Here is a 20,222-nt window from a genome sequence, read left to right as displayed (position 1 = left end):
GCGGTGGACAGTCTCTTCGGCATTCCGATGAACTCGATCATGATCGCCATGATCGTCCTCCTCGCGATCGCGCTCTTCACCGTCGCTTTCACAGCGTTCCGCAATCGCGTCATGTTCCTCATCGGACTGCGCAACATACCGCGGCGCGTGGCCCAAACCGTGCTGATAATCATCGGGCTCATGCTCAGCACCCTTATCGTCTCTGCCGCCTTCACCACCGGCGACACGGTCGACCACACGATCACCAAGACGGCATACGACGTCCTGGGGCACGTCGACGAGATCGTGCAGTTCGAGACGCAGGCGGAAGGCGTCGCCTTCGCCGGAAGCGATCTGACGATCCCCAGCGCCGTCGTCGATGACCTGGAGGCGGTCACAAGCGCCGACCCGGACATCGACGGCATGGCGCCGGTGCTGCTCGAGCGGGTACCGGCGGTGAACGAGGAGACGCGGCTCTCGATACCGAACGTGGGAATGGTCGGTCTCGATCCCGAGCGCATGGAGGCGTTCCCCGACGTCGTCTCCCTCGACGGTCGAACCCTCCGCGTGGGCGATCTCGCCGAAGACGAAGTCTACCTCAACGAGAGCGCGGCCGACGAACTGGACGTGCAAGCCGGCGACACGGTCACCGTCTACTTCAGAGGCGAGCCGCTGCGCTTCCGCGTCGCCGAAGTCGTCCAGGACAAGGCGGTGACGGGCGCCGTGGGCTTCGAGTCGAGGAGCGGAATAGCCGCGCGGCTGGACGTGCTTCAGCGTCTCTTCGGGCGCGAGGGCAACGTCGATTTCGTTGTCATCTCGAACACCGGCGGTGTCCGCGACTCCGTCGGCGTGACCGATCAGGTGGTCGAGAGGCTGGAGACGGCTATCGAGCAGCAGCGGCTCGATCTCACGGTGGAGCCGACGAAGCAGGAGAACCTGGAGTTCGCCGAGGAGTTCGGCAACGGAATAATGACCTTCTTCATCATCCTGGGGCTGTTCTCCATAGCGGCGGGCATCCTGCTCATCATCATGATCTTCGTGATGCTCGCAGCCGAGCGAAAGACGGAGATGGGCATATCGCGAGCGGTGGGCACGAAGCGCCGCCACCTGGTGCAGATGTTCATGTCGGAGGGCATGGGCTACAACCTGCTGTCGGCGGCGGTAGGCGTGATGCTGGGCGTCCTCGTGTCGCTGCTGCTTACCGGCGTGATGGCCGCAGTCTTCTCCGAGTTCGACATCAGCGTCGAGCCGAACGTGACCGCCCGCAGCCTCATCATCTCGTATTCTCTCGGCGTGGTGATGACGTTCCTGACCGTCGTCTTCGCCTCATGGCGGGCGAGCAGCCTCAACATCGTGCGCGCCATCCGCGACCTGCCGGAGCCGGAATCGCGGCCGGGCTGGCGGACCCTCCTCTCCGCCATTGTCCTCATCCTCTTCGGGGCGTTCCTGATGTTCACGGGCGTCTCAGTCGAGCAGCTATTCCCGTACGCCTTCGGCTTCTCGCTAATCATGTTCGCGGTCGCTATCGGCGGACGCTACGCGCGGCTGCCGGAACGGCCTTTATTCACGGCCACGGGGCTCATCCTGCTCGTGTGGTGGCTCCTGGGAGCGGGCGGCCACCTGCCTGAATTCCTGACTGCCAACCGTGAGATGGCCGGCGGGGTAGAGATATTTTTCTTGAGCGGGATCACAATGGTCGCCGCCGCCACTTTCGTTATCGTCTACAACGCCGACCTTCTCCTCCACTTCTTCACGCTGCTGGGGAGCCGGATGACACGCATACTCCCCGCGTTGAAGACGGCCGTGGCATACCCGCTGGCGAGCAAATTCCGTACCGGCATGACAATGGCCATGATCGCGCTCGTTGTCTTCGCTCTGACGATGATGTCGGCAATGAACGCGAATTTCGACCGGCTATTCCTGAGCGAGGAGTCGCGCGGCGGCTGGGACATCGAAGTCATCGAAAACCCGAACAACCCCCTGGGCGACCTGCGCGCGGCCCTGGAGGCGGAGGGCTCCGTCAACACCGACGCCTTCGCCGACGTCGGCAGGCTGGACATCGCGCAGCCCTTCGCTACGGAGTTGCGGCAGAGGGGGCAGGAGGAATTCAGCTTCTTCGTGGTGAAGGGCGCGGACGAGGAGTTCCTCGCAGATACGAGGCTGGGGCTACAGGCGCGCGCCAGGGGCTACGTCAGCGACGAAGCAGTGTGGCAGGCCGTGCGGTCGAACCGCAACCTGGCGGTAATCGACAACAGCGCGATACCACAGGACTTCGGGTTCGGCGGCGGGATGGAAATCTTCCGGCTTGATGGCATCGACGCCCAGACCACCGAATTCGATCCCATTACCATCCAGGTGCGCGACAGGGCGACGGCAGTGGTCGGCGAGGTGACGCTCGTGGGCGTCCTCAACGTCGGCGCCACGGGAATGGGCCCTTTCTCCACCTTCGGCGGCCTCATTACTTCCCAGCGCTTCATCCAGGAGGTCTTCGGGCAGCCGGAGTACTCGACCTATGTGATCAGGCTCTCCGACCCGGGGGCTGCCGAGGACACGGCGAAGGCAATCGAAGCGGCGCTGTTCACGTCCGGGGCGCAGGCGTCTTCCATCAAGGCGGAGCGCGAGAGCGACCAGGCGCTCTTCCGGGGGCTGCAGTACCTGATGCAGGGCTTCATGGGCCTTGGCCTGATTGTGGGGATTGCCGCCGTTGGCGTCATCGCCTTCCGAACCGTGGTGGAGCGAAGACAGCAGATCGGGATGCTGCGGGCGATAGGTTACTCGCGCGGCACCGTGGCGCTGAGCCTCCTGATGGAGTCATCTTTCGTCACCCTGCTGGGCATCCTGTCGGGGCTCGGGCTGGCGATCCTGCTGTCGTACTTCCTCATAACGAGTGACGAGTTCGCGGCGACGGGGATTAAGGGGTTCTACATCCCCTGGCTGGAGCTTTCCTTTATCTGCCTTTTCGCCTACATTGCGTCGCTGGTGATGACGTTCATCCCGTCGCGGCAGGCGGCGGGCATCCCCATCGCCGAAGCGCTCCGTTACGAGTAGGGGCTTTGTCTGCATCCGGCGAATGATCTAGTATTCTCCTGCCGTGCATATCGTCAGAGAAGCCCGACCGGACGACAACGACGCCCTCATCGAAATGGAGCTGGGCGCCCCGCTCGACCTCGGCGACCGGTTGCTGTTCTTCGATCGCGCGCCCAATTTCTTTGTTCACCAGGAGATGCAGGAGCACGGACACGTCGTCGTGGCGGAGGAGGACGGCGACCTCATCGGCGTGGTGGCGGGCGCCTGGCACGACGCGTTGGTCGAGGGGCAGCGGCGGCGCCTGCTGTATATCCACCAGGGCCGCATCCTTCCCGAATACCGGCGCCGCCACGTAGCCACCGATCTCGTTCTGAAGAACATCGCGCTGACAATGGACGCCAACGTCGACACGCCTTACTGGCTCATCAGCCCCGACAACAAGACGTCGCTCGCGTTTGGGGAGCGCCTGAACATGGAAAGCTGGCCCGCCCAGGGCCGGCTCGATGCCTTCGACGTGACGGCCGCGGGGCAAACGGCGGACGAACACGTGAAAGCGGTCGGCCTCGACGAGTCGCGCTGCATCGTCGACCTGATAAACCGCACGCACGCCGGCCGCGAGATGTTCATGCCCTACACCACCGAGTTCCTCGCGCGGCGTCTCAGCCTCAGCCCGACTTACGGCTGGCGTCACTGGCGCGGCTACTGGCTGGGCGGAGAGCTGGTGGCCGCCGCCGGCTTCTGGGACTTCGGCTGCTGCCTGAAAATCATCGAGCGGCTCAAGGCGACGGGCGAAGAGCACGTCTCCGCGCCCGCATTCGTGCTCGACTACGGCTACGCTGAAGGCCACGAAGAGGCGATGCTGGCGGTGTTCCTGGAGCTGATGAAGCTCGCGGCTGACCGCGGCCGAAACGAGCTTATGGTCTCGCTGGCGGTGGAGGGCCGCCTGTTTGGCCTGATGGAGCCGCTGCCCCACTCGACGACGCTCTTCCAGATCATCGCGCCCGGAATTCCCACGCCCGCGGCCATCGAGCGCTCTGTCTACCTCGACCCAGTCTACGTGTGACCTGCCGTGTCAACCAGGGCGGGCCAGGAAGAGACCCGCCCGCCGTGTTCAGGCGACCGATTCCAGGAAACGCATGAGATCCGAGAGGGCGCTTCGAGAGCGTTCACGATCACAGATTGAGAAGGGTTGTTCCGATTGATAAAATGACCCCAATTTTGGAGGAGGTGAGCGGATGAGGATATTGCCGGCATTTCTGAGCCACAAAGCGTCCATCGGCATCGTAGTAGCAGTGCTTGCAATGGGCGCCGCCGTCGGCGCGTTCGCTTCGCAGGACGTGCTGCCCGGCACGTCGGCGGACACGGTAGCGACGGAGACCGACGACGGCGTCACGGATGACGGCGCAACCGGAGACGAGACATCCGGTGACACCGAGGGCGACGTCGATCAGACGGACACGGATACCGACGGGACCACAGAGGAAACCGACGGCGACACCGAGGACGACGGCACCGTCGATGAAGACGCTGACGAAACTGAGGACGGCGTCGATGAGACTGAAACCGACGGCGAAGTCGAAGACGGTGAGGACGAAGACCTACCGCGCGAGACAGTCGGCATACCGGACGAGAACCCCAACTTCGGGCCGGAGAACGGCGACGGCACCTGCGAGAAGGGCGAGACGGTGGTGAAGACCACGCCCAGCGGCAAGCAAGTCAACGTCCCCTGTCACGCGGTCGAGCGCGGCCCGCCTGATTTCAGCAAGGGCAAGAAGGGCGGCGACGCGACGGTTGAGGACGGCGATGACGTAGAGGACGAAGGGGAAGAGGAGGTCGAATAGCCCTCAGCCGGCGCAGGCGGTCTTCCTGCAAGCGTTTGGGCGCAAGCATCCTTTCACGGGCCCTGCTTGCGCCCCTTTCTTCGTCTTGACCCGTCGCCCACACGCGCCTATGCTCCTCCCAGACGGCAAGTCTCGCCCCCCGTCCCGCGCCGGGCTTCCTGAGGAGGATATCGATGATACGGCCGAAAGCGTCCCGACTGGCCCTGCTGTTTCTCCCCGTCCTTGCACTTATCTTGTTCGCAGCCTGCAGCGACAACGAGGACGAGTCGACGGCGCCGGCCGCCGCTACCGCCACTACGCCCGCGTACTCGATCACGTGGCCCGCCGACGACTGGGAGACTTCGGAGCCGGAGACGGAGGGCATGGACGGCGACAGGCTGGACGGGGTGGCCGACTACTGCGACGAGCACGGCTGCCGCGCCGTCGTAATCGTCCGGCACGGGCGCATCGTGTGGGAGCGTTATTGGGACGGCTGGGACAAGGACTCCACCGACAATAGCTGGTCGATGGCCAAGAGCATCACCAGCGCGCTTGTGGGCATCGCCATCGCCGAAGGGAAGATCGAAGGGCTGGGCCAGCCCGCCGTCGACTTCATCCCCGAGTGGCGGGGAACGGATAGGGAGAAGATTACCCTGGGGCACCTGCTGTCGATGTCCTCCGGCCTCTCCTGGAGCATGATATACGACCCGCCAACCGGCGACACGATCAACATGCTGCGCAGTGACGACGCCGCGGGCTACGCCATCAGCCGTCCGCTCTACCGCGAGCCCGGCTCCGACTGGTACTACTCCGACGGCGACGCCCAGAGCTGGGCGCGCATTCTGGAAGCGGCCACGGGCATGAACGCCGCCGCGTACGCTGAGGAGGCGCTTTTCGGGCCCATCGGCATCGAGAGCGCCGACTGGAAGACCGACACGCTCGGCCAGCCGTTAACGTTTTGCTGCGTCTTCGCCACGGCGAGGGACTTCGCGCGCTTCGGGTACCTGTTCCTGCGCGACGGCAAGTGGGGGGACGAGCAGGTCGTGCCGGAGAGCTGGGTGGAGGCGTCGGTCCGGCCGTCGCAAATGGAGAACCCGAACTACGGCCTGTACTGGTGGCTGTGGGACTTCCCGGGAGTGCCTGAGGACGCGTTTATGGCGATGGGCTTCCAGACGAAGCGCATTTACGTGATCCCAAGCCTGGACATCGTCGCCGTGCGGCTGGGCGAGGGCGACGACGAAGGCTGGAGCGACGCCGATTTCCTGCGACCGATTGTCGAGGCGGCGGCAAGCGGGTAGCAGACACGCGCACACGCCATATCGCCTTGACGCGCCTGGGAGCGCTTGCTATACTGCGATCCGGGGTAGGAGTGTAGCTCAGTCTGGCAGAGCAGCGGTCTCCAAAACCGCCGGTCGGGGGTTCGAATCCCTCCACTCCTGCCAACAATCCAGGAATAGCGGCGGCCGAGGTGGTGGAATAGGCAGACACGCGGTCTTGAGGGGGCCGTGCCTTCGGGCGTAGGGGTTCAAATCCCCTCCTCGGCACCAGCGCAAAGGAAGACGTGCGGCGACGTAGCCAAGTGGTAAGGCAGGGGTCTGCAAAACCCCGATCACCGGTTCGAATCCGGTCGTCGCCTCCAAAACCGAGATGATGGCTCAGCACCGCCGACGCGGTCTGGGCCTTTCCCATCTAATCGGAATCTGTGCCGGGGTGGCGAAACCGGTAAACGCGGCGGACTTAAAATCCGCTGGCCTCGCGGCCTTGTGGGTTCGATTCCCACCCCCGGCACCAATCGTGCTGAGAACGCAGGCAACATGTTTTACGTGTACGTGCTCAGGAGCCTGCGCGACGGTGGACTCTATGTCGGCCTCACCGGCTGGGGACGTGAGCGTTTGGAGACGGGCTCTCGCGTTCACCACAAACCGCCGAGCCGGAAGGTTTTTTCTTAGAAAGGCACAAGCGAACCGGGATGGCGGAATTCGCAGACCTGGATGCAGGCAGGCGGGCGCGGCGGACTTAGAATCCGCTGGCCTCGCGGCTTGCCTGCCTGCCGGCAGGCGGGTGGGTTCGATTCCCACCCCCGGCACCAATCGTGCTGAGAACGCAGGCAACATGTTTTACGTGTACGTGCTCAGGAGCCTGCGCGACGGTGGACTCTATGTCGGCCTCACCGGCTGGGGACGTGAGCGTTTGGAGACGGGCTCTCGCGTTCACCACAAACCGCCGAGCCGGAAGGTTTTTTCTTAGAAAGGCACAAGCGAACCGGGATGGCGGAATTCGCAGACCTGGATGCAGGCAGGCGGGCGCGGCGGACTTAGAATCCGCTGGCCTCGCGGCTTGCCTGCCTGCCGGCAGGCGGGTGGGTTCGATTCCCACCCCCGGCACCAGTGCGCCGGTATCACACTACCTGACGCCGGGGACGAAAGGCAGCTAACGACAGTGACGACCAAAACGCAGGTTGAGTACGAGACGGTGATCGGGCTGGAGGTGCACGTACAACTCTCCACACGAAGCAAAATGTACTGCCGCTGCAGCGCCGACTACGCCGACTCACCCCCCAATACGCACGTCTGCCCCATCTGCCTCGGCATGCCGGGCGTCCTGCCCGTCATCAACCAGCAGGCGGTCGAGTACACCATCATGACCGCCCTCGCCCTCAACTGCGAAATCCCCGAGTACTCCAAGTTCGACCGAAAGAACTACCCCTACCCCGATCTCATGAAGGGGTACCAGATCTCCCAGTACGATATGCCCCTCTCTCGCAACGGCTGGCTCGAAATCGACCTCGACGGCGGCCGCAAGCGCATCGGGATCACCCGCGTCCACCTCGAAGAGGACGTGGCGAAGCTGCTGCACCGCCAGAACGAAGCGGGCGAGACCTACAGCCTCATCGACGTTAACCGCGCCGGCGTGCCCCTGATGGAGATCGTCTCCGAGCCGGACATGCGCTCCCCGGAAGAGGCGCGGCAGTATCTGGTGAAGCTGCGACAGATCCTGCGCTACATCGGCGTGAGCACCGCCAACATGGAAGAGGGCAGCTTCCGATGCGACGCCAACATCAGCCTCCGTCCCGTGGGGGAGACCGAGCTCGGCGCCAAGGTCGAAGTCAAGAACATGAACAGCTTTCGCGCCGTCTTCCGCGCCCTCAGCTTCGAGGTGGAGAGGCAACGCGAGCTTCTCCAGAGGGGCCGGCGCCTGCCCCAGGAGACGCGCGGCTGGCTGGAGGAGCAGGGGAAGACGGTGCCGCAGCGCACCAAGGAGTACGCCCACGACTACCGCTACTTCCCTGAGCCCGATTTACCACCGCTGCGGCTCGATCGCGATTATGTCGAGGCAATCCGCACCCGCCTGCCGGAGCTGCCCGACGCCCGCAAGCAGCGCTTCATGCAGCAGTATGGCCTCACCGAGTACGAAGCGGGCCTGCTGACGGAAACGCGGCCGCGCGCCGATTATCTGGACGCGGCGCTGGCGCCACTCAAGGACGCTCCGCCGGAAACGCTGCGACGACGCGCAAAGTCGCTGACCAACTGGATACTCGGCGATTTCATGCACCTGCTCAATTCTCTTGGAATCGAAATCGATCAGTCCAAGATTGAACCGCAAGACCTTTATGATATGATTACCCTGGTCGAAGACGGCACCATTAGCGGAAGGAGCGCCAAGACCGTCTTTGAGAAGATGTTTGAGACGGGCAAGAGCCCGCGCGTGCTGGTGGAAGAGCTGGGCCTCACACAGATCAGCGGCGCCGACGAAATCTCGACTATAGTGGACAGAATACTGGAGGCCAATCCGAAAGCTGTCCAGGACTACCGGTCGGGGAAGACGGAAGCGGTCCGCTTCCTTGTCGGGCAGGTCATGAGGGAGACGAAGGGTCGCGCGAACGCTGATCTGGTGAACAGCCTGCTGAGAGAACGCCTGGGGCAGGCGTAGGAAGTTTGCCCCTCCCTCTCTTGTTTAGCATAATACGGGAAATGCGGGCCCTCCGGCAGAGCAACTTTATAAAGTGGTTCTACTTCGGCATGCACATAAAGCGGTGGCTGCTGCTGCTGCTCGTGGGCGTGGCGATAATGGGCCTCGGTTTCTCGTACCTGCTGCGCGAGGCCTACGTCTCCTATACCTTCCCCGATTTCGTCTATTACATCACCCTCCAGTTCCTGCCCCGCTGGCTCAGAGGAGCCATGTTCATCTGCGGAAGCGTCGGCATCATCCTTCTCTCCATCTGGAAATTGAACCGGTCCCTCCTCTCCGCCTTTGTACGGCCGGGGCGCGACGAAAGTCTGGTGAACATCCTCTACAACTACCGCTACCTTAACCGCGGCCCGAAGATCGTCGCCATCGGCGGCGGGACCGGCCTCTCGACGCTGCTGCGCGGCCTCAAGGAGTACACGGGCAACCTCACGGCGATAGTCACTGTCGCCGACGACGGCGGCAGCTCCGGCCGCCTGCGCCGCGAGCTGGGCATTCTCCCGCCGGGCGACGTCCGCAACTGCATCGCTGCCCTCGCCGACGCCGAGCCGCTCATGACGCGTCTCTTCCAGTACCGCTTCCGCGACGGCTCAGGGCTCGAGGGGCACAGCTTCGGCAACCTGTTCATCGTCGCCATGTCCGGCGTGATCGGCAACTTCGAAGAGGCGGTGCGCGAGACCAGCCGCGTCCTCGCTGTCCGCGGCCAGATCCTGCCCTCCACGCTCGCCAACGTCACGCTCTGCGCCCACACAGAGGACGAAGAAGAGATCCACGGCGAGTCGAACATCACCGACAGCCCCAGCCGCATCCGCGAAGTGTTCCTGCAGCCTGGGAACGCCGAGGCCAACCCGGAGGCGGTCAGGGCCGTGCTCAACGCCGACCTCGTGGTCGTGGGGCCGGGCAGTCTCTTCACCAGCGTGCTCCCCAACCTCCTCGTCGAGGGAGTGCGGCGCGCCATCCAGGTGTCGCCGGCGCTGAAAGTGTACGTCTGCAACGTGGCCACACAGCACGGCGAGACCGACGGGTTTACAGTGGGCGACCACTACCGGATACTCGAGCGCCATATCGGCGGCGACCTCTTCCACTACGTGCTCGCCAACAGCAACGTGAAGGGCCGCCTGCCGGAAGGAGCGCATTCGCAGCCCGTCGTTTCGGACAGTGCGCTCATCAACGGTGTACGCATCGTCACCGCCGACGTGGTGAGCGAGGACAACCGCTACCACCACGATCCGAAGAAGCTGGCGGACGCGCTGGTGCACCTCTACTACGAGCGACACCAGATCGAGCAGATGATATCGGAAGCGGCGACAGAGGGCGTGACTGCGTGACCGGTTTCGGTTAGAATGAACAAAGCATGAACATAGGCATCACTTATCTCAACGTTATTCAGATCATCATCTCTGCCGTCCTCATCGTGGTGATCCTGCTGCAGGTGCGCGGTTCCGGCTTTGGAGAGTTGGGGACGCAGTCGGTCTTCCGGACGCGCCGCGGCGTCGAAAAGACGCTTTTTCAATTGACCATCGTTCTCGCGGCCGTCTTCATCCTCATCTCCATGTGGAGCGTTACCGCCTCTTGAAGTACGAGCCCTGACGCTTCCAGCGCCTCACCAAGGCAAGTGATGTGGGTTCCCGCTGGCTTCTTCCTGCAATCCTCGCCTTCAGCGTAGCGGCGCTGGGCGGGCTGTGGTACACCGCTTCGCACCCGCCCCGCATCAGAGAACCGGCGGCAGCCGGCGTCTACATCGAGGGCACGGCGGGCGCGCCCAGCCGCGTAAACCCCCTCTTCGCCCCGCTCAACGCCGTCGACACCGACCTTGCCTCACTCGTGTTCTCCGGCCTCACCCGTCTCGGCCCCAAAGGCGACGTCCTGCCCGGCCTTGCTGAGAGCTGGGACATCAGCGCCAACAATAAGACGTACACCTTCCATCTCCGCCGGGGCGTCACCTGGCACGACGGCCACCCTTTCACCGCCGACGACGTCGTCTTCACCGTCGGGTTGCTCCAGGACCCGGAGTACCGCGGTCCTTCCTTTCTCGCCGATCTCTTTCGTAGTGTCTCCGTGGAGAAACTCGACGACTCCACCGTCGATATCACTCTCGCGCAGCCGTTCGCGCCCTTTCTCGCCTACGCGTCGATAGGCTTGTTGCCGGAACATCTTCTGAAAGGGCTGAGCGCCGAAGACCTCTACAACGCCCCCTTCAACCAGCAACCGGTGGGCACAGGGCCCTTCCGTCTGCTGGAGATGACGAAAGAGCGGGCAGTGCTCGAAAGCGTCCCCGGCCACTATCTCGGCGAGCCGGCAATCGGGCACCTTGAGATGCGGTTCTTTCTCAACGAGCCGCGGCTCCTGCTCGCCCTGCGCGAGGGCGAGATCGACGGCGCCTTCTTCCGCTCGCCCTTAAGTATCGAAGACAAGTTATACCTGCAAAACGAGAAGCGCTGGCAGGTGCATGACCTCACTTCCACCACTTACACCATTCTCTACCTGAACAACAGCTCGCCGCTCTTTGCCGATGAGCGCGTCCGGCAGGCCCTGGCCCTGGCTATCGACAAGGAGAAGATCATCGCCAACTTTCTGGACGGACAGGCCGTCCGCGCCGACAGCCCGATACCCGCGGGAACGTGGGCCTACTATCCGGCGCTCGAGCGCTACGATTTCGACGTATTCGAGGCGTCGAGGCTGCTCGACGAGGCAGGATGGCAGTTGAACATCTTCGGGATACGCGAGAAGGCAGGACAGGCGATGGAGTTCGACCTCGTGACCAACGAGGAGCGGTCGCGTATCGCCATCGCGGAGGAGTTGGCGCGCTCCTGGGCGATACTGGGCGTGAAGGCGACGGTGCGCACGCAGAAGGCGACGGTCCTCCTTCGGGAGACCCTAATGCCCCGCAACTTCAACGCTGCCATCTACGGCTTTGACGCCGGCCTCGACCCCGATCCCTATCCCACCTGGCACAGCACACAGATCGGCGGCGAGAAGGGCAACCTCGCCGGCTTCGTCGACGCGCAGGCGGACGAGGTGCTGGAAGACGGCCGCCTGACCGACGATCCGACCCGGCGTAGCGCCCTGTACCGCGTCTTCCAGGAGATATTCGCCCGCAATGTGCCCAGTGTGCCGCTGTTCCACAACACCTACACCTACGTCACGGACGACCGGTTTCGACCCGCGGAAGCGCCCGTCCTCTTCGATAGCGGTTCCCGCTTCTCGGCCATCCTCGGCCTGCCGGCAAGCGGCCGCTAAGACGTGAGGGACGCGTTGGAAGCGCCGCCCATCGTCACCCTCACCTCCGACTTCGGCCTCTCCGACCCCTACGTGGCGGCGATGAAAGGGGTCATCCTCAGCGTCAATCCCGCCGCCACAATCGTAGACCTCACCCACGACATCCCTCCGCAGGAAATCGAGGAAGCCGTCTTCGTGCTCGAGGCGGCAATCCCCTACTTTCCGAAGGGGACGGTGCATATCGTGGTGGTGGACCCTGGCGTGGGCACCGGGCGGCGGCCGCTGGTCGTCGCGTCGCCGGCCGGCTTCTTGGTGGGGCCGGACAACGGTGTCCTCGCCGTCGCCCTCCCGGAGGATGCGCGCAAAGCGGGGGAGGTCGCTCTCCCTGAGGGATTCCGCGCCGTCGCCATCAGACCCGAGAGGCTAGGACGGGGAGAGATAAGCCGCACGTTTCACGGCCGCGACATCTTCGCGCCCGCTGCCGCCCGCCTGACCCTCGGCGTCCCGCTGGAGGAACTGGGCGATCCCATACGCTCGCTCGTCTCCCTGCCGCCGTTCAGGGCGAGCAGGGACGCGGACGGCGCGCTTGCGGGCAGGGTCGTCCACATCGACCGCTTCGGCAACCTGGTGACGGACGTTCGCGGAAGCGACCTCGCGCGCGGCCCTGTGCGCGTGGAGATCGCGGGCAGAAGGATCGACGGCCTGAGCGCGACGTACGGCCTTGAGAAGGGAAGACTTGTCGCCCTCATCGGCAGCGGCGGCTACCTGGAGGTCGCGGTCACGCAGGGGGACGCGGCAGCGGCGCTTGGGGCGCGTGTGGGAACGCCCGTCCGCGTGAGAGACCGCGGCGTCAGGGAGTGAGCACGACCGGCACAGGGAAAAGCGTCGTCGCATCGCCCGCCAGCGACGCCTCGACTACGCCCGTCTGCGCCTGGTCGATCTGGAGTTCCACCTCGCCCGAGAAGTTGCCCTGGGCGTCCGTCTGAAGCGTGGCCCGCCCCAGCTCGCCGCCGAACAGCCCGCCTACAACGATTTCGACGTCCGCTCCCGGACCAGCGGAGCCCTCGACGAGAACGGGGCTCGTCACCTCCTGGCCGCACCTCGGCGACGTGACCACCACGGGCGGCGCCTCCGCAGAGAGGGTAACGGGCACGATCACTTCGTCCTGGATGCTGCCGTCTTTCGGACTGCGGGTGTAAGCGATTACCTCGGCGTCCGTCTCCTCGTCCGGCGGGACGAGGCCCAGGCTGACGGAGAAGTCGCCTCTACCGGGCGCGCCCTCGCTCGCCATCGTGACGACCTCGCAGAGCGTCCTGCCGTCCAAGTCCCTCACGCCCACGAACAGCGTCGCCTCGAAGACGCTGGCGGTGCCCAAGACCTCGACCGGCGACGTCACAGTCTCGCCTTCAGCGGGGAAATCGATGGTGATCGCCGCCTCTCCCGGCGTCGCTTGTGGCGTCGGCGTTTCGGGAGTGACGGTGGAAGGCGGCGCCTCCGCCGTATCGCAGGCCAGAAGGAGGAGCGCCGGAGTGGTGAAGAGCAGCGCCAACCCCAGTAACGGACGGAATCCTCTCATCGACCTCCTCCTTTCCTACCGCCAGTCTCCTAGTATAAACGAGCCGTCAACCCCGGTCTTCAAGTCTCCGAGAGCGGCTATGTTAGAATCTAGACAGGAGGGAACCGTGCGGATCGTGTTCATGGGCACGCCGGCGTTTGCGCTGCCGGCGCTCCAGCGTCTCGTCGAGAGCGAGTACGAGGTAGTGGCCGTCTATACGCCACCCGACCGTCCGGCGGGACGCGGCCGTCAGCCCGCGCCGTCGCCGGTGAAGGCGAAGGCGCTTGAATACGGCCTGCCCGTCCGTCAGCCGCAGCGCGTGAGCGCCCCCGACGACGCCGCCGAGCTCGCGGCCCTGAAGCCCGACCTCATCGTCGTCGCCGCCTACGGGCAGCTCCTTCGCCAGCGCGTCCTCGACATCCCGCCGAAGGGCGTCATCAACATCCACCCATCGCTCTTGCCGCGGCACCGCGGGGCGTCGCCTGTGGCCGGCGCCATTCTTGCGGGCGACGACGAGACAGGCGTTACGATCATGCTCCTGACGCCGGGCATGGACGAGGGCCCCATCCTGAGTCAGGCACGGCTCGCCATCGAGCCCGACGACACAACGGGGACGCTGCTGAACAAGCTTTCGGTGCTCGGGGCGGACCTGCTGATGGAGACGCTGCCGGCCTACCTCGGGGGACGCCTGACGCCGCAACCGCAGGACGAGGCGAAGGCAACCTACACGACGATGGTGCAGAAGGAGGACGGGCACATCGACTGGCAGGTGCCCGCAGTCGACATCTGGCGGCGGGTCCGCGCCTACAACCCGTGGCCCTCCGCCTTCGCCCGCTACGACGAGACGCTCATCAGGATCTTGAGGGCATTTCCCCTCCAGGAGGAGAGCGCTCAGCCAGCGGGGACGGTGTTGCCGCCGCCGAAGGGCGCGGGGAAAGCACTCGAGGGCGCGTTTGCCGTGCAGACGGGAAAAGGGATGCTGGCGGTGCTTGAGGTACAGAAGGAGGGCCGGCGCGCGCTTCCCGCCGCCGAGTTCCTGCGCGGGGAGCGCGGCTTCCTCGGGCGGCGGCTTCACTGACAGCTGAGGGCGCCCCGGCCTTTCGGAGCCGGCCACGGTGGCTACTCCGCCGGCTCTTCTTCCTCCCGCTCCTCCGTCACTTCTTCGACGCGTTCCTCGGCCGGCGCTTCCTCTACTGCTGCCTCTACCGCCACCTCTTCCTCCACCCGCCTCGGCGCCGCAACGCGCGCGAGCACGACGTCGGGGTCTGTGAGGATCGTGACGCCGGCGGGCGCCTCGAGGTCGCGGACGTGAATCGCCGCGTCCAGCGCCTCCAGACGTGAGGCGTCCGCTTCCAGGTGCGGCGGTATTTCGGCCGGCAACGCCTCGACCGTGACGGTCTCCACCGGCTGCAGCAGGATGCCGCCCAGTTCCGAGACGGCGGGCGCCGTGCCCGTCACCACCACCGTCACTTCCGCGTGCATCTTCTCCGTCAGAGATATCTGGTAGAAATCGAGATGCAGCAGCTCGTCGGTGACGGGGTTGCGCTGGATATCCCTGACCATGACCGGCCGGCGGACTCTTTCCCCCTCGACGCTCAGGGAAAGGATTGTGTTGCGGCCGGCGCGGCGCAGCGTGTGAGTTAGGGTCTTGGTGTCTACCTGCACCGCCTGCGACTCGATGCCGCGTCCGTAGATGTTGGCAGGGGTGATTCCCTGGCGTCGCAGCCCTTTCACCTTCTTGCCGAGGACGCTGCGCGGCGCAGCGGACAGCTCGAATTCTTGCACTGTCTGACTTCCCTCCTAACCGATCAATCTCTTCAAGCCGCGGGTCAGCAGCTTCACCAGCCATCTCCCCGTGACGTAGCCGAAGCCCAGCGCGAAAGCAGCGGGAAGGGTGAAGACGGCGCGAACGTTTCCGGTGACCGACGGCGAAAGAAGGAACACCGCGGACGAATTCTCCGCCGAAATCTGACGCCCGACCGCCGCCGCCAGCAGGCTGTCCCTAACGTTGATGCTCTCGCCGCTCACCAGGCCGACGGCGCTCTGCCCCACTGTCGCGTCGCCAGCGACCATGCGCTGCACCGCCGACATCCGCGCGTCCACCTGCCGCGCCGAAACGGAGCGGACGGCGCTCTGCGATATGTGGACGCTTTCCGAACGGACTTCCTCGAACGGCGGCTGCTGCATGTCAACGCCTCCTGACGGGCGGAATGGGGTCGCTACTCACGGTAGCAGAGGGGACAAGAGGAGTCAAGAAAACAGGGCCGCTCAGGCGGCGGCGCGCTCGATCTCCGGTTCGTCGACGAGCGGGACCCGCTCGATGACGTTCCTGAACACCTCCACGACCGCCGGGTCGAACTGGGTGCCTGCGTTGGCGATTATCTCCTGCACCGCCTCTTCATGCGATATCGCCTTTCGATAGGGGCGGTCGGAGGTCATGGCATCGTAGGCGTCAACGACGGCGAAGATTCGCGCTTCGAGAGGTATGCGGTCGCCGGCGAGCCCGAAGGGGTAGCCCCGGCCATCGTAGCGCTCGTGGTGGTAGAGAAGGATGGGCAGCGCCCCCTCCAGGAAGCCGACCTTGGACACGAGGAGCCCCGCCAGCAGCGGGTGCCGCTGCATCGCCTGCCATTCCCGCTTGGTGAGTGTGCGCGGCTTGCGCAGAACCGCGTCCGGCACGCCGATCTTGCCCACGTCGTGGAGAAGCGCCCCCCGCTCGATATCGACGAGCTTCTCTTCGCCGACCTGCATCTCTTTCGCGATAGCGACCGTAAGGTTTGCCACGCGCTCTGAGTGTCCCTCCGTTGCCGCATCCTTGGCGTCGAGGGCGGCGGTGAGGGCCTTGAGGGTGGTGTCGTAACTGAGCTCGAGCTCGTCGGCGTAGGCGCGCACCTTCGCGAACAGGTTCGCCTGCTCCACTGCCATCGCTGCCTGGCCGGCCAGCTCCTCCAGTAGCTTCGTCTCCGCCTTCCCGAAACCGTCATTGGCGGAGCGCCGCAAGACGGCGATGACGCCGTTGACCTTGCTGCGCAACGTCATGGGGACGCAGACGACGGACATATCGTGGATGTCGGAGCCGAAGACGGGGCCGTAGCGCACCACTTTCTGGTTTGCGACGCTGGTCTTGCCGGTCGCCACGACGCGGTGGAATAACCACTCGTCCATCTTCGTGTGGTGCAGCGACACTGAACCTTTCTCGTGGTCGTAGCTGCTGCGCGCCACCAGATCGCCCGAGTCCGGCTCCAGCAGGCAGACGAGACCGTACTGCCCCTGCGCCATTACAGTGGCGTCGCGCACGATCTGCGTCAACACGTCCTGCAAATCGAGGGACGAGCGGACGTGCTCGCCCGTCTCGTAGAGGTAGGCCAGGCGGGCGTGGTCTTTGGAGAGCGCCCGCGTCATCCCGAACGCTCCCAATTGAATGACGACGTAAAGGGTGGCCATGGCGCCCGCCAGGGCGAAATACAGCTCTCTCTTCGCCTCCCTGACGCTCTGTGCCGTGGCGGAGTAGTCCTGCTGGACCTGCAGCGCGCCGAGGAGCTCCCCTTCCGACGATATGAGCGGAGTGTAGACGGTGAGCATGGGTCCGCCGGCGGACCCGCTTTCACCGCCCTCAGCCGCTCCCGACGTGGTGCCCACCGTCTCTTTGCGCAACGCGCTCTCTACCGCCGACATATCTTCTGCCGTGCGGCCCAAATCGCTCCGGCTGCTCGAGTAAACAACGACGCCCTCATCGTTGTAGATGCTGACCTTCGATATGCTGTCGGAAAGCACAGCCTCCGTGACAGCGGCCTGTAGACGGTCATAATCGGAGTTCAAGAGCGGCGTTTCTAAGTTGTATCCGGCCACGTGAGGTTGAAGGGCGGACGTGGCGGCAGCGGCCGCGACTTTTGTGGCGTTCTCCTTCATCTTGCTCTCGATTCCCACGCCGAGGAGCAAAGCGAGCGCAACCCCGGCGAGGATGAGGGCAATGAGAGTAAGCGTAGCAAACGGATATAAGATCGCGCCTTTGATGGCTTTTTGCATGCCTCACAGTCCTATGAGGGCAAATGTGGCAAACGCTTCCACTGAATATGTATCGGTAGCGGCAGGCGATCCTTTAGATTGCCGCCTGCCCACCACAGCAGCCCCCGGTGGCTTCGCTCTCGTCACGTAGGCGGGCGAATGTTAAGATCGATGCAGTGTTCGGTTGGAGGATGCGATGACAGACCCGGCCTGGAAGCAACGACGCCTCGAAGAGATACTCCGTGACATGGGATCGGTGCTCGTCGCCTTCTCCGGCGGCGTAGATAGCACCTATCTCGCCGCCGTGGCGCACCAGACGCTGGGGCCGAATGCCGTCGCCGTGACTGCGCTCTCGCCATCCGTCCCCAGGTCGGAAACGGAAGCGGCGGCGGCCCTGGCCCGACAGATCGGAATACGGCACCTCACGGTTGAGACGCGCGAGATGGAGCTTCCCGCCTACACCAGCAACCTGCCCGACCGCTGCTACCACTGCAAGAGCGAGCTGTTCAGCCGTCTCCAGGCCATGGCGCGGGAGATGGGGATAGCAGGCGTGGTCGATGGCAGCAACGTGGACGATGACGGCGATTACCGGCCCGGAAACCGCGCGGCGCTGGAGCAGCGCGTGCGCAGCCCTCTGCGCGAGGCGGGCCTCAGGAAGGCCGATATCCGCGAACTCTCCCGCCGCAGCAACCTTCCCACCTGGGACAAGCCCTCCATGGCCTGCCTTGCCTCTCGCCTACCCTATGGCACACCGGTCACGGAAGCGGCGCTGCAACAGGTGGAAGCGGCGGAGGACTTCATCCGTTCCCTCGGCTGCCGGCAGGTGCGCGTGCGGCATCACGGCGAGCTGGCCCGCATCGAGGTCGAGCCGCAGGCGCTGGAAACACTGGCGAAGGGAGAGGCCCGAAAGGCGATCGTCGAACGGCTCAAGTCTCTGGGCTACCTCTACGTAACGCTCGATCTGGCGGGCTTTCGCAGCGGCAGCCTCAACGAGGCGTTGAACGTACCTGAGCGGGAGGAACCGTCCGGACAATGAGAAGCGGCCGTCCATGAGGGCGACCGCTTCGGCGGGGCTTGCGTACTCTTGCTGTTCAACAAGAGGCGACGCCTAGATAAAGCGCTCGTAACATCGTTCTTCTTCGTTCCAGCGGTCGGAGGGCGCATCTCCGGCGGAATTCGGTCGAAGAAGCAACGGCAACCTCCTCAACCGATGGACTCCCTGCTTTTCGGCTCCGCGCCCCTCTCTCGCTGCCGGTTGAAGCGTTCGTTACGCTCCCAGGATAAGCGGTGTCGCGCAATCGCGTGCTAAACAGGTGTAAAAAGCTTGTAAAAGTCCGGCCGCAGTCTCCAAAGAGCATAGAGAACGGGCCCTCCCAACGACCTCATGTGTCCAGGCGGCATAGACCTGCTTATCGAGCGGGATGTAGAATCTAAAAGGGAAGGGGAACATGCCCGACGATCTGGAACGGGAAATCGAAGACATCCTCAACCGGCTGGACAAGTTCCTGCCTGAGGAGTCAGCGGCGCAGCGGCTACGCAAGCGCGTCAGCAACGCCTTCTACCGGTTCCAGCGCAACGTCGCCCACCTGCTGTCGCGGATCTCGCTCGGCCACCTGATGATCGTCTCCCTGCTCCTCGTGCTTTTCGCCTTCGCCTTTCGCTGGAGCGTGATGGGGCGCTATGCCCTTATCGCGGGCCTCATCCTCCTCTTCTCGACGATAGCGATCTCGTTCTTCACCTCGCGCCGCGCCGGCCCGGAGAAACGCTGGCGGGGCCAGCCGATCGACCTGTCCGGCCCCAGCCTGGCCGACAGGATAAAGGACTGGCTGCGAGCGAGACGCAACCAGAACCGGCAGTAGGCCATTCTCCCCATCCGGTCTCGCGCTACTTGTCGCGTTGCAGGCCCTATAGTAGTATCCTCCCCAGTGGGAACGAACATGCTGAAGAGTTGTCTTCTTCTGGGCGGGACGATGCTCGCCGGCGCGGCGGTCCTTTCTGCCTGCGGCGGCTCCGATTCGTCCTCGGCCGCCCTTGATCCGAAGAAGATACCGACAGCCACGCTTCCCGCCGTCCTTCCCGAGGCGCTCTTCCTCGAGGACGTGCGCTCCGCTCCCGGCCCTTCCGGCAACACTTACGTGATCCAGGCCGGCGACAACATGTACGAGATCGCGCAACGCCTGGGAATAAGCCTGGAGGAGCTGATGGAGCTGAACCCCTCAGTCGATCCGACAGGGCTGGAAGTGGGACAGGTCCTGCGGCTGCCCGGGTCGACGGGGAAAACACCGACGCCCGGGAAGACCGCGATGCCACGGACCGTCACCTCTACACCCGCGCCACAACCAAAGACACCGACACCGGAGGGCACACGCGCCTCGCAGCCGACGCCGCGGGAGGGGCAGACCACCTACGTCGTCCAGTCGGGGGACAACGCGAACGATATCGCGCTCCGCTTCGGCATCACCGTCGAAGAGCTCGCGGCCGCCAACAACACCACCGTCGACGACCTTCGCAGCCTCGATGTCGGCGACGTGCTGATAATCCCCGTATCCTCCGCTCCCCCTGCTCCTCCCCCTGAGGAAACCGAGCCGCCTCCACCCGAGGAAACGGAACCTCCACCGGAGACGCCGACGCCGGAGCCGTAGAGAAGCGTC

Annotated in this window: 17 protein-coding genes and 4 tRNA genes; 17 read left to right on the top strand and 4 right to left on the bottom strand. The window is 64.6% G+C overall.

Annotated features, from left to right (window positions below):
- Positions 1-3 precede the first annotated feature (3 nt).
- The 13 genes from QME71_05030 (at position 4) to QME71_04970 (ending at position 12,872) form a co-directional block, all read left to right on the top strand.
- A complete protein-coding gene (locus QME71_05030) occupies positions 4-3,027 on the top strand; it encodes an FtsX-like permease family protein (protein ID MDI6857661.1) in 3,024 nt (1,007 codons plus the stop codon).
- 43 nt (positions 3,028-3,070) lie between these two features.
- Positions 3,071-4,069, top strand: coding sequence for a GNAT family N-acetyltransferase (locus QME71_05025; GenBank protein MDI6857660.1), 999 nt, complete (start codon positions 3,071-3,073; stop codon positions 4,067-4,069).
- A gap of 172 nt (positions 4,070-4,241) precedes the next feature.
- A complete protein-coding gene (locus tag QME71_05020) occupies positions 4,242-4,847 on the top strand; it encodes a hypothetical protein (GenBank protein MDI6857659.1) in 606 nt (201 codons plus the stop codon).
- A gap of 173 nt (positions 4,848-5,020) precedes the next feature.
- Entirely contained in the window at positions 5,021-6,124 is a 1,104-nt protein-coding gene (locus tag QME71_05015) for a serine hydrolase (GenBank protein ID MDI6857658.1), read from the top strand.
- A 67-nt stretch (positions 6,125-6,191) separates the two neighbouring features.
- Positions 6,192-6,268, top strand: a tRNA-Trp gene (locus QME71_05010).
- Positions 6,269-6,288: 20 nt separating this feature from the next.
- Positions 6,289-6,373 (top strand) — tRNA-Leu (locus QME71_05005).
- Positions 6,374-6,391: 18 nt separating this feature from the next.
- Positions 6,392-6,465: transfer RNA gene (locus tag QME71_05000), tRNA-Cys, on the top strand.
- A 65-nt stretch (positions 6,466-6,530) separates the two neighbouring features.
- A tRNA-Leu gene (locus QME71_04995) sits at positions 6,531-6,617 on the top strand.
- 648 nt (positions 6,618-7,265) lie between these two features.
- Positions 7,266-8,756 carry an Asp-tRNA(Asn)/Glu-tRNA(Gln) amidotransferase subunit GatB gene (gene gatB / locus QME71_04990; protein MDI6857657.1) on the top strand — a complete coding sequence of 497 codons (1,491 nt, stop codon included), beginning with the start codon at positions 7,266-7,268 and terminating at the stop codon, positions 8,754-8,756.
- A gap of 41 nt (positions 8,757-8,797) precedes the next feature.
- A complete protein-coding gene (locus QME71_04985; GenBank protein MDI6857656.1) occupies positions 8,798-10,120 on the top strand; it encodes a YvcK family protein in 1,323 nt (440 codons plus the stop codon).
- Between the two features lie 26 nt (positions 10,121-10,146).
- On the top strand, positions 10,147-10,368 hold the full coding sequence (gene secG / locus QME71_04980; GenBank protein ID MDI6857655.1) for a preprotein translocase subunit SecG: 222 nt from the start codon (positions 10,147-10,149) through the stop codon (positions 10,366-10,368).
- A 44-nt stretch (positions 10,369-10,412) separates the two neighbouring features.
- On the top strand, positions 10,413-12,032 hold the full coding sequence (locus tag QME71_04975; protein MDI6857654.1) for an ABC transporter substrate-binding protein: 1,620 nt from the start codon (positions 10,413-10,415) through the stop codon (positions 12,030-12,032).
- A gap of 3 nt (positions 12,033-12,035) precedes the next feature.
- Positions 12,036-12,872: an SAM-dependent chlorinase/fluorinase gene (locus QME71_04970; protein ID MDI6857653.1), complete on the top strand. Its 837-nt coding sequence runs from the start codon at positions 12,036-12,038 to the stop codon at positions 12,870-12,872.
- Here the strand turns inward: QME71_04970 and QME71_04965 are convergent.
- Positions 12,862-13,587, bottom strand: a complete 726-nt coding sequence (locus tag QME71_04965; protein ID MDI6857652.1) for a Gmad2 immunoglobulin-like domain-containing protein — start codon at positions 13,585-13,587, stop codon at positions 12,862-12,864. The two genes, QME71_04970 and QME71_04965, sit on opposite strands and share 11 nt — an antisense overlap.
- A 106-nt stretch (positions 13,588-13,693) precedes the next feature.
- Between QME71_04965 and fmt the strand changes: the two genes are divergently transcribed.
- On the top strand, positions 13,694-14,644 hold the full coding sequence (fmt, locus tag QME71_04960; GenBank protein ID MDI6857651.1) for a methionyl-tRNA formyltransferase: 951 nt from the start codon (positions 13,694-13,696) through the stop codon (positions 14,642-14,644).
- A gap of 41 nt (positions 14,645-14,685) precedes the next feature.
- Here fmt and QME71_04955 read toward each other — a convergent pair whose 3' ends face one another.
- The 3 genes from QME71_04955 to QME71_04945 all read right to left on the bottom strand — a co-directional run bounded on the left by QME71_04955 (position 14,686) and on the right by QME71_04945 (position 17,592).
- Positions 14,686-15,351, bottom strand: coding sequence for a 50S ribosomal protein L25 (locus tag QME71_04955; GenBank protein ID MDI6857650.1), 666 nt, complete (start codon positions 15,349-15,351; stop codon positions 14,686-14,688).
- A gap of 15 nt (positions 15,352-15,366) precedes the next feature.
- Positions 15,367-15,753, bottom strand: a complete 387-nt coding sequence (locus QME71_04950; protein MDI6857649.1) for a hypothetical protein — start codon at positions 15,751-15,753, stop codon at positions 15,367-15,369.
- Positions 15,754-15,834: 81 nt separating this feature from the next.
- Entirely contained in the window at positions 15,835-17,592 is a 1,758-nt protein-coding gene (locus QME71_04945; protein MDI6857648.1) for an HD domain-containing protein, read from the bottom strand.
- 175 nt (positions 17,593-17,767) lie between these two features.
- Here QME71_04945 and larE point away from each other — a divergent pair, with 175 nt between their 5' ends.
- From larE to QME71_04930, 3 genes are all read left to right on the top strand, one after another.
- Positions 17,768-18,607, top strand: a complete 840-nt coding sequence (gene larE, locus QME71_04940; protein ID MDI6857647.1) for an ATP-dependent sacrificial sulfur transferase LarE — start codon at positions 17,768-17,770, stop codon at positions 18,605-18,607.
- A gap of 412 nt (positions 18,608-19,019) precedes the next feature.
- Entirely contained in the window at positions 19,020-19,430 is a 411-nt protein-coding gene (locus tag QME71_04935; GenBank protein ID MDI6857646.1) for a hypothetical protein, read from the top strand.
- 78 nt (positions 19,431-19,508) lie between these two features.
- On the top strand, positions 19,509-20,213 hold the full coding sequence (locus QME71_04930; protein ID MDI6857645.1) for a LysM peptidoglycan-binding domain-containing protein: 705 nt from the start codon (positions 19,509-19,511) through the stop codon (positions 20,211-20,213).
- The last annotated feature ends 9 nt before the right edge of the window (positions 20,214-20,222 follow it).

The sequence above is a fragment of the Dehalococcoidia bacterium genome, assembly GCA_030018455.1.
Classification (GTDB): domain Bacteria; phylum Chloroflexota; class Dehalococcoidia; order DSTF01; family JALHUB01; genus JASEFU01.
The sequence above is the reverse complement of the archived record's forward strand: the minus strand, read 5'-3'. Positions and strand labels throughout refer to the sequence as shown.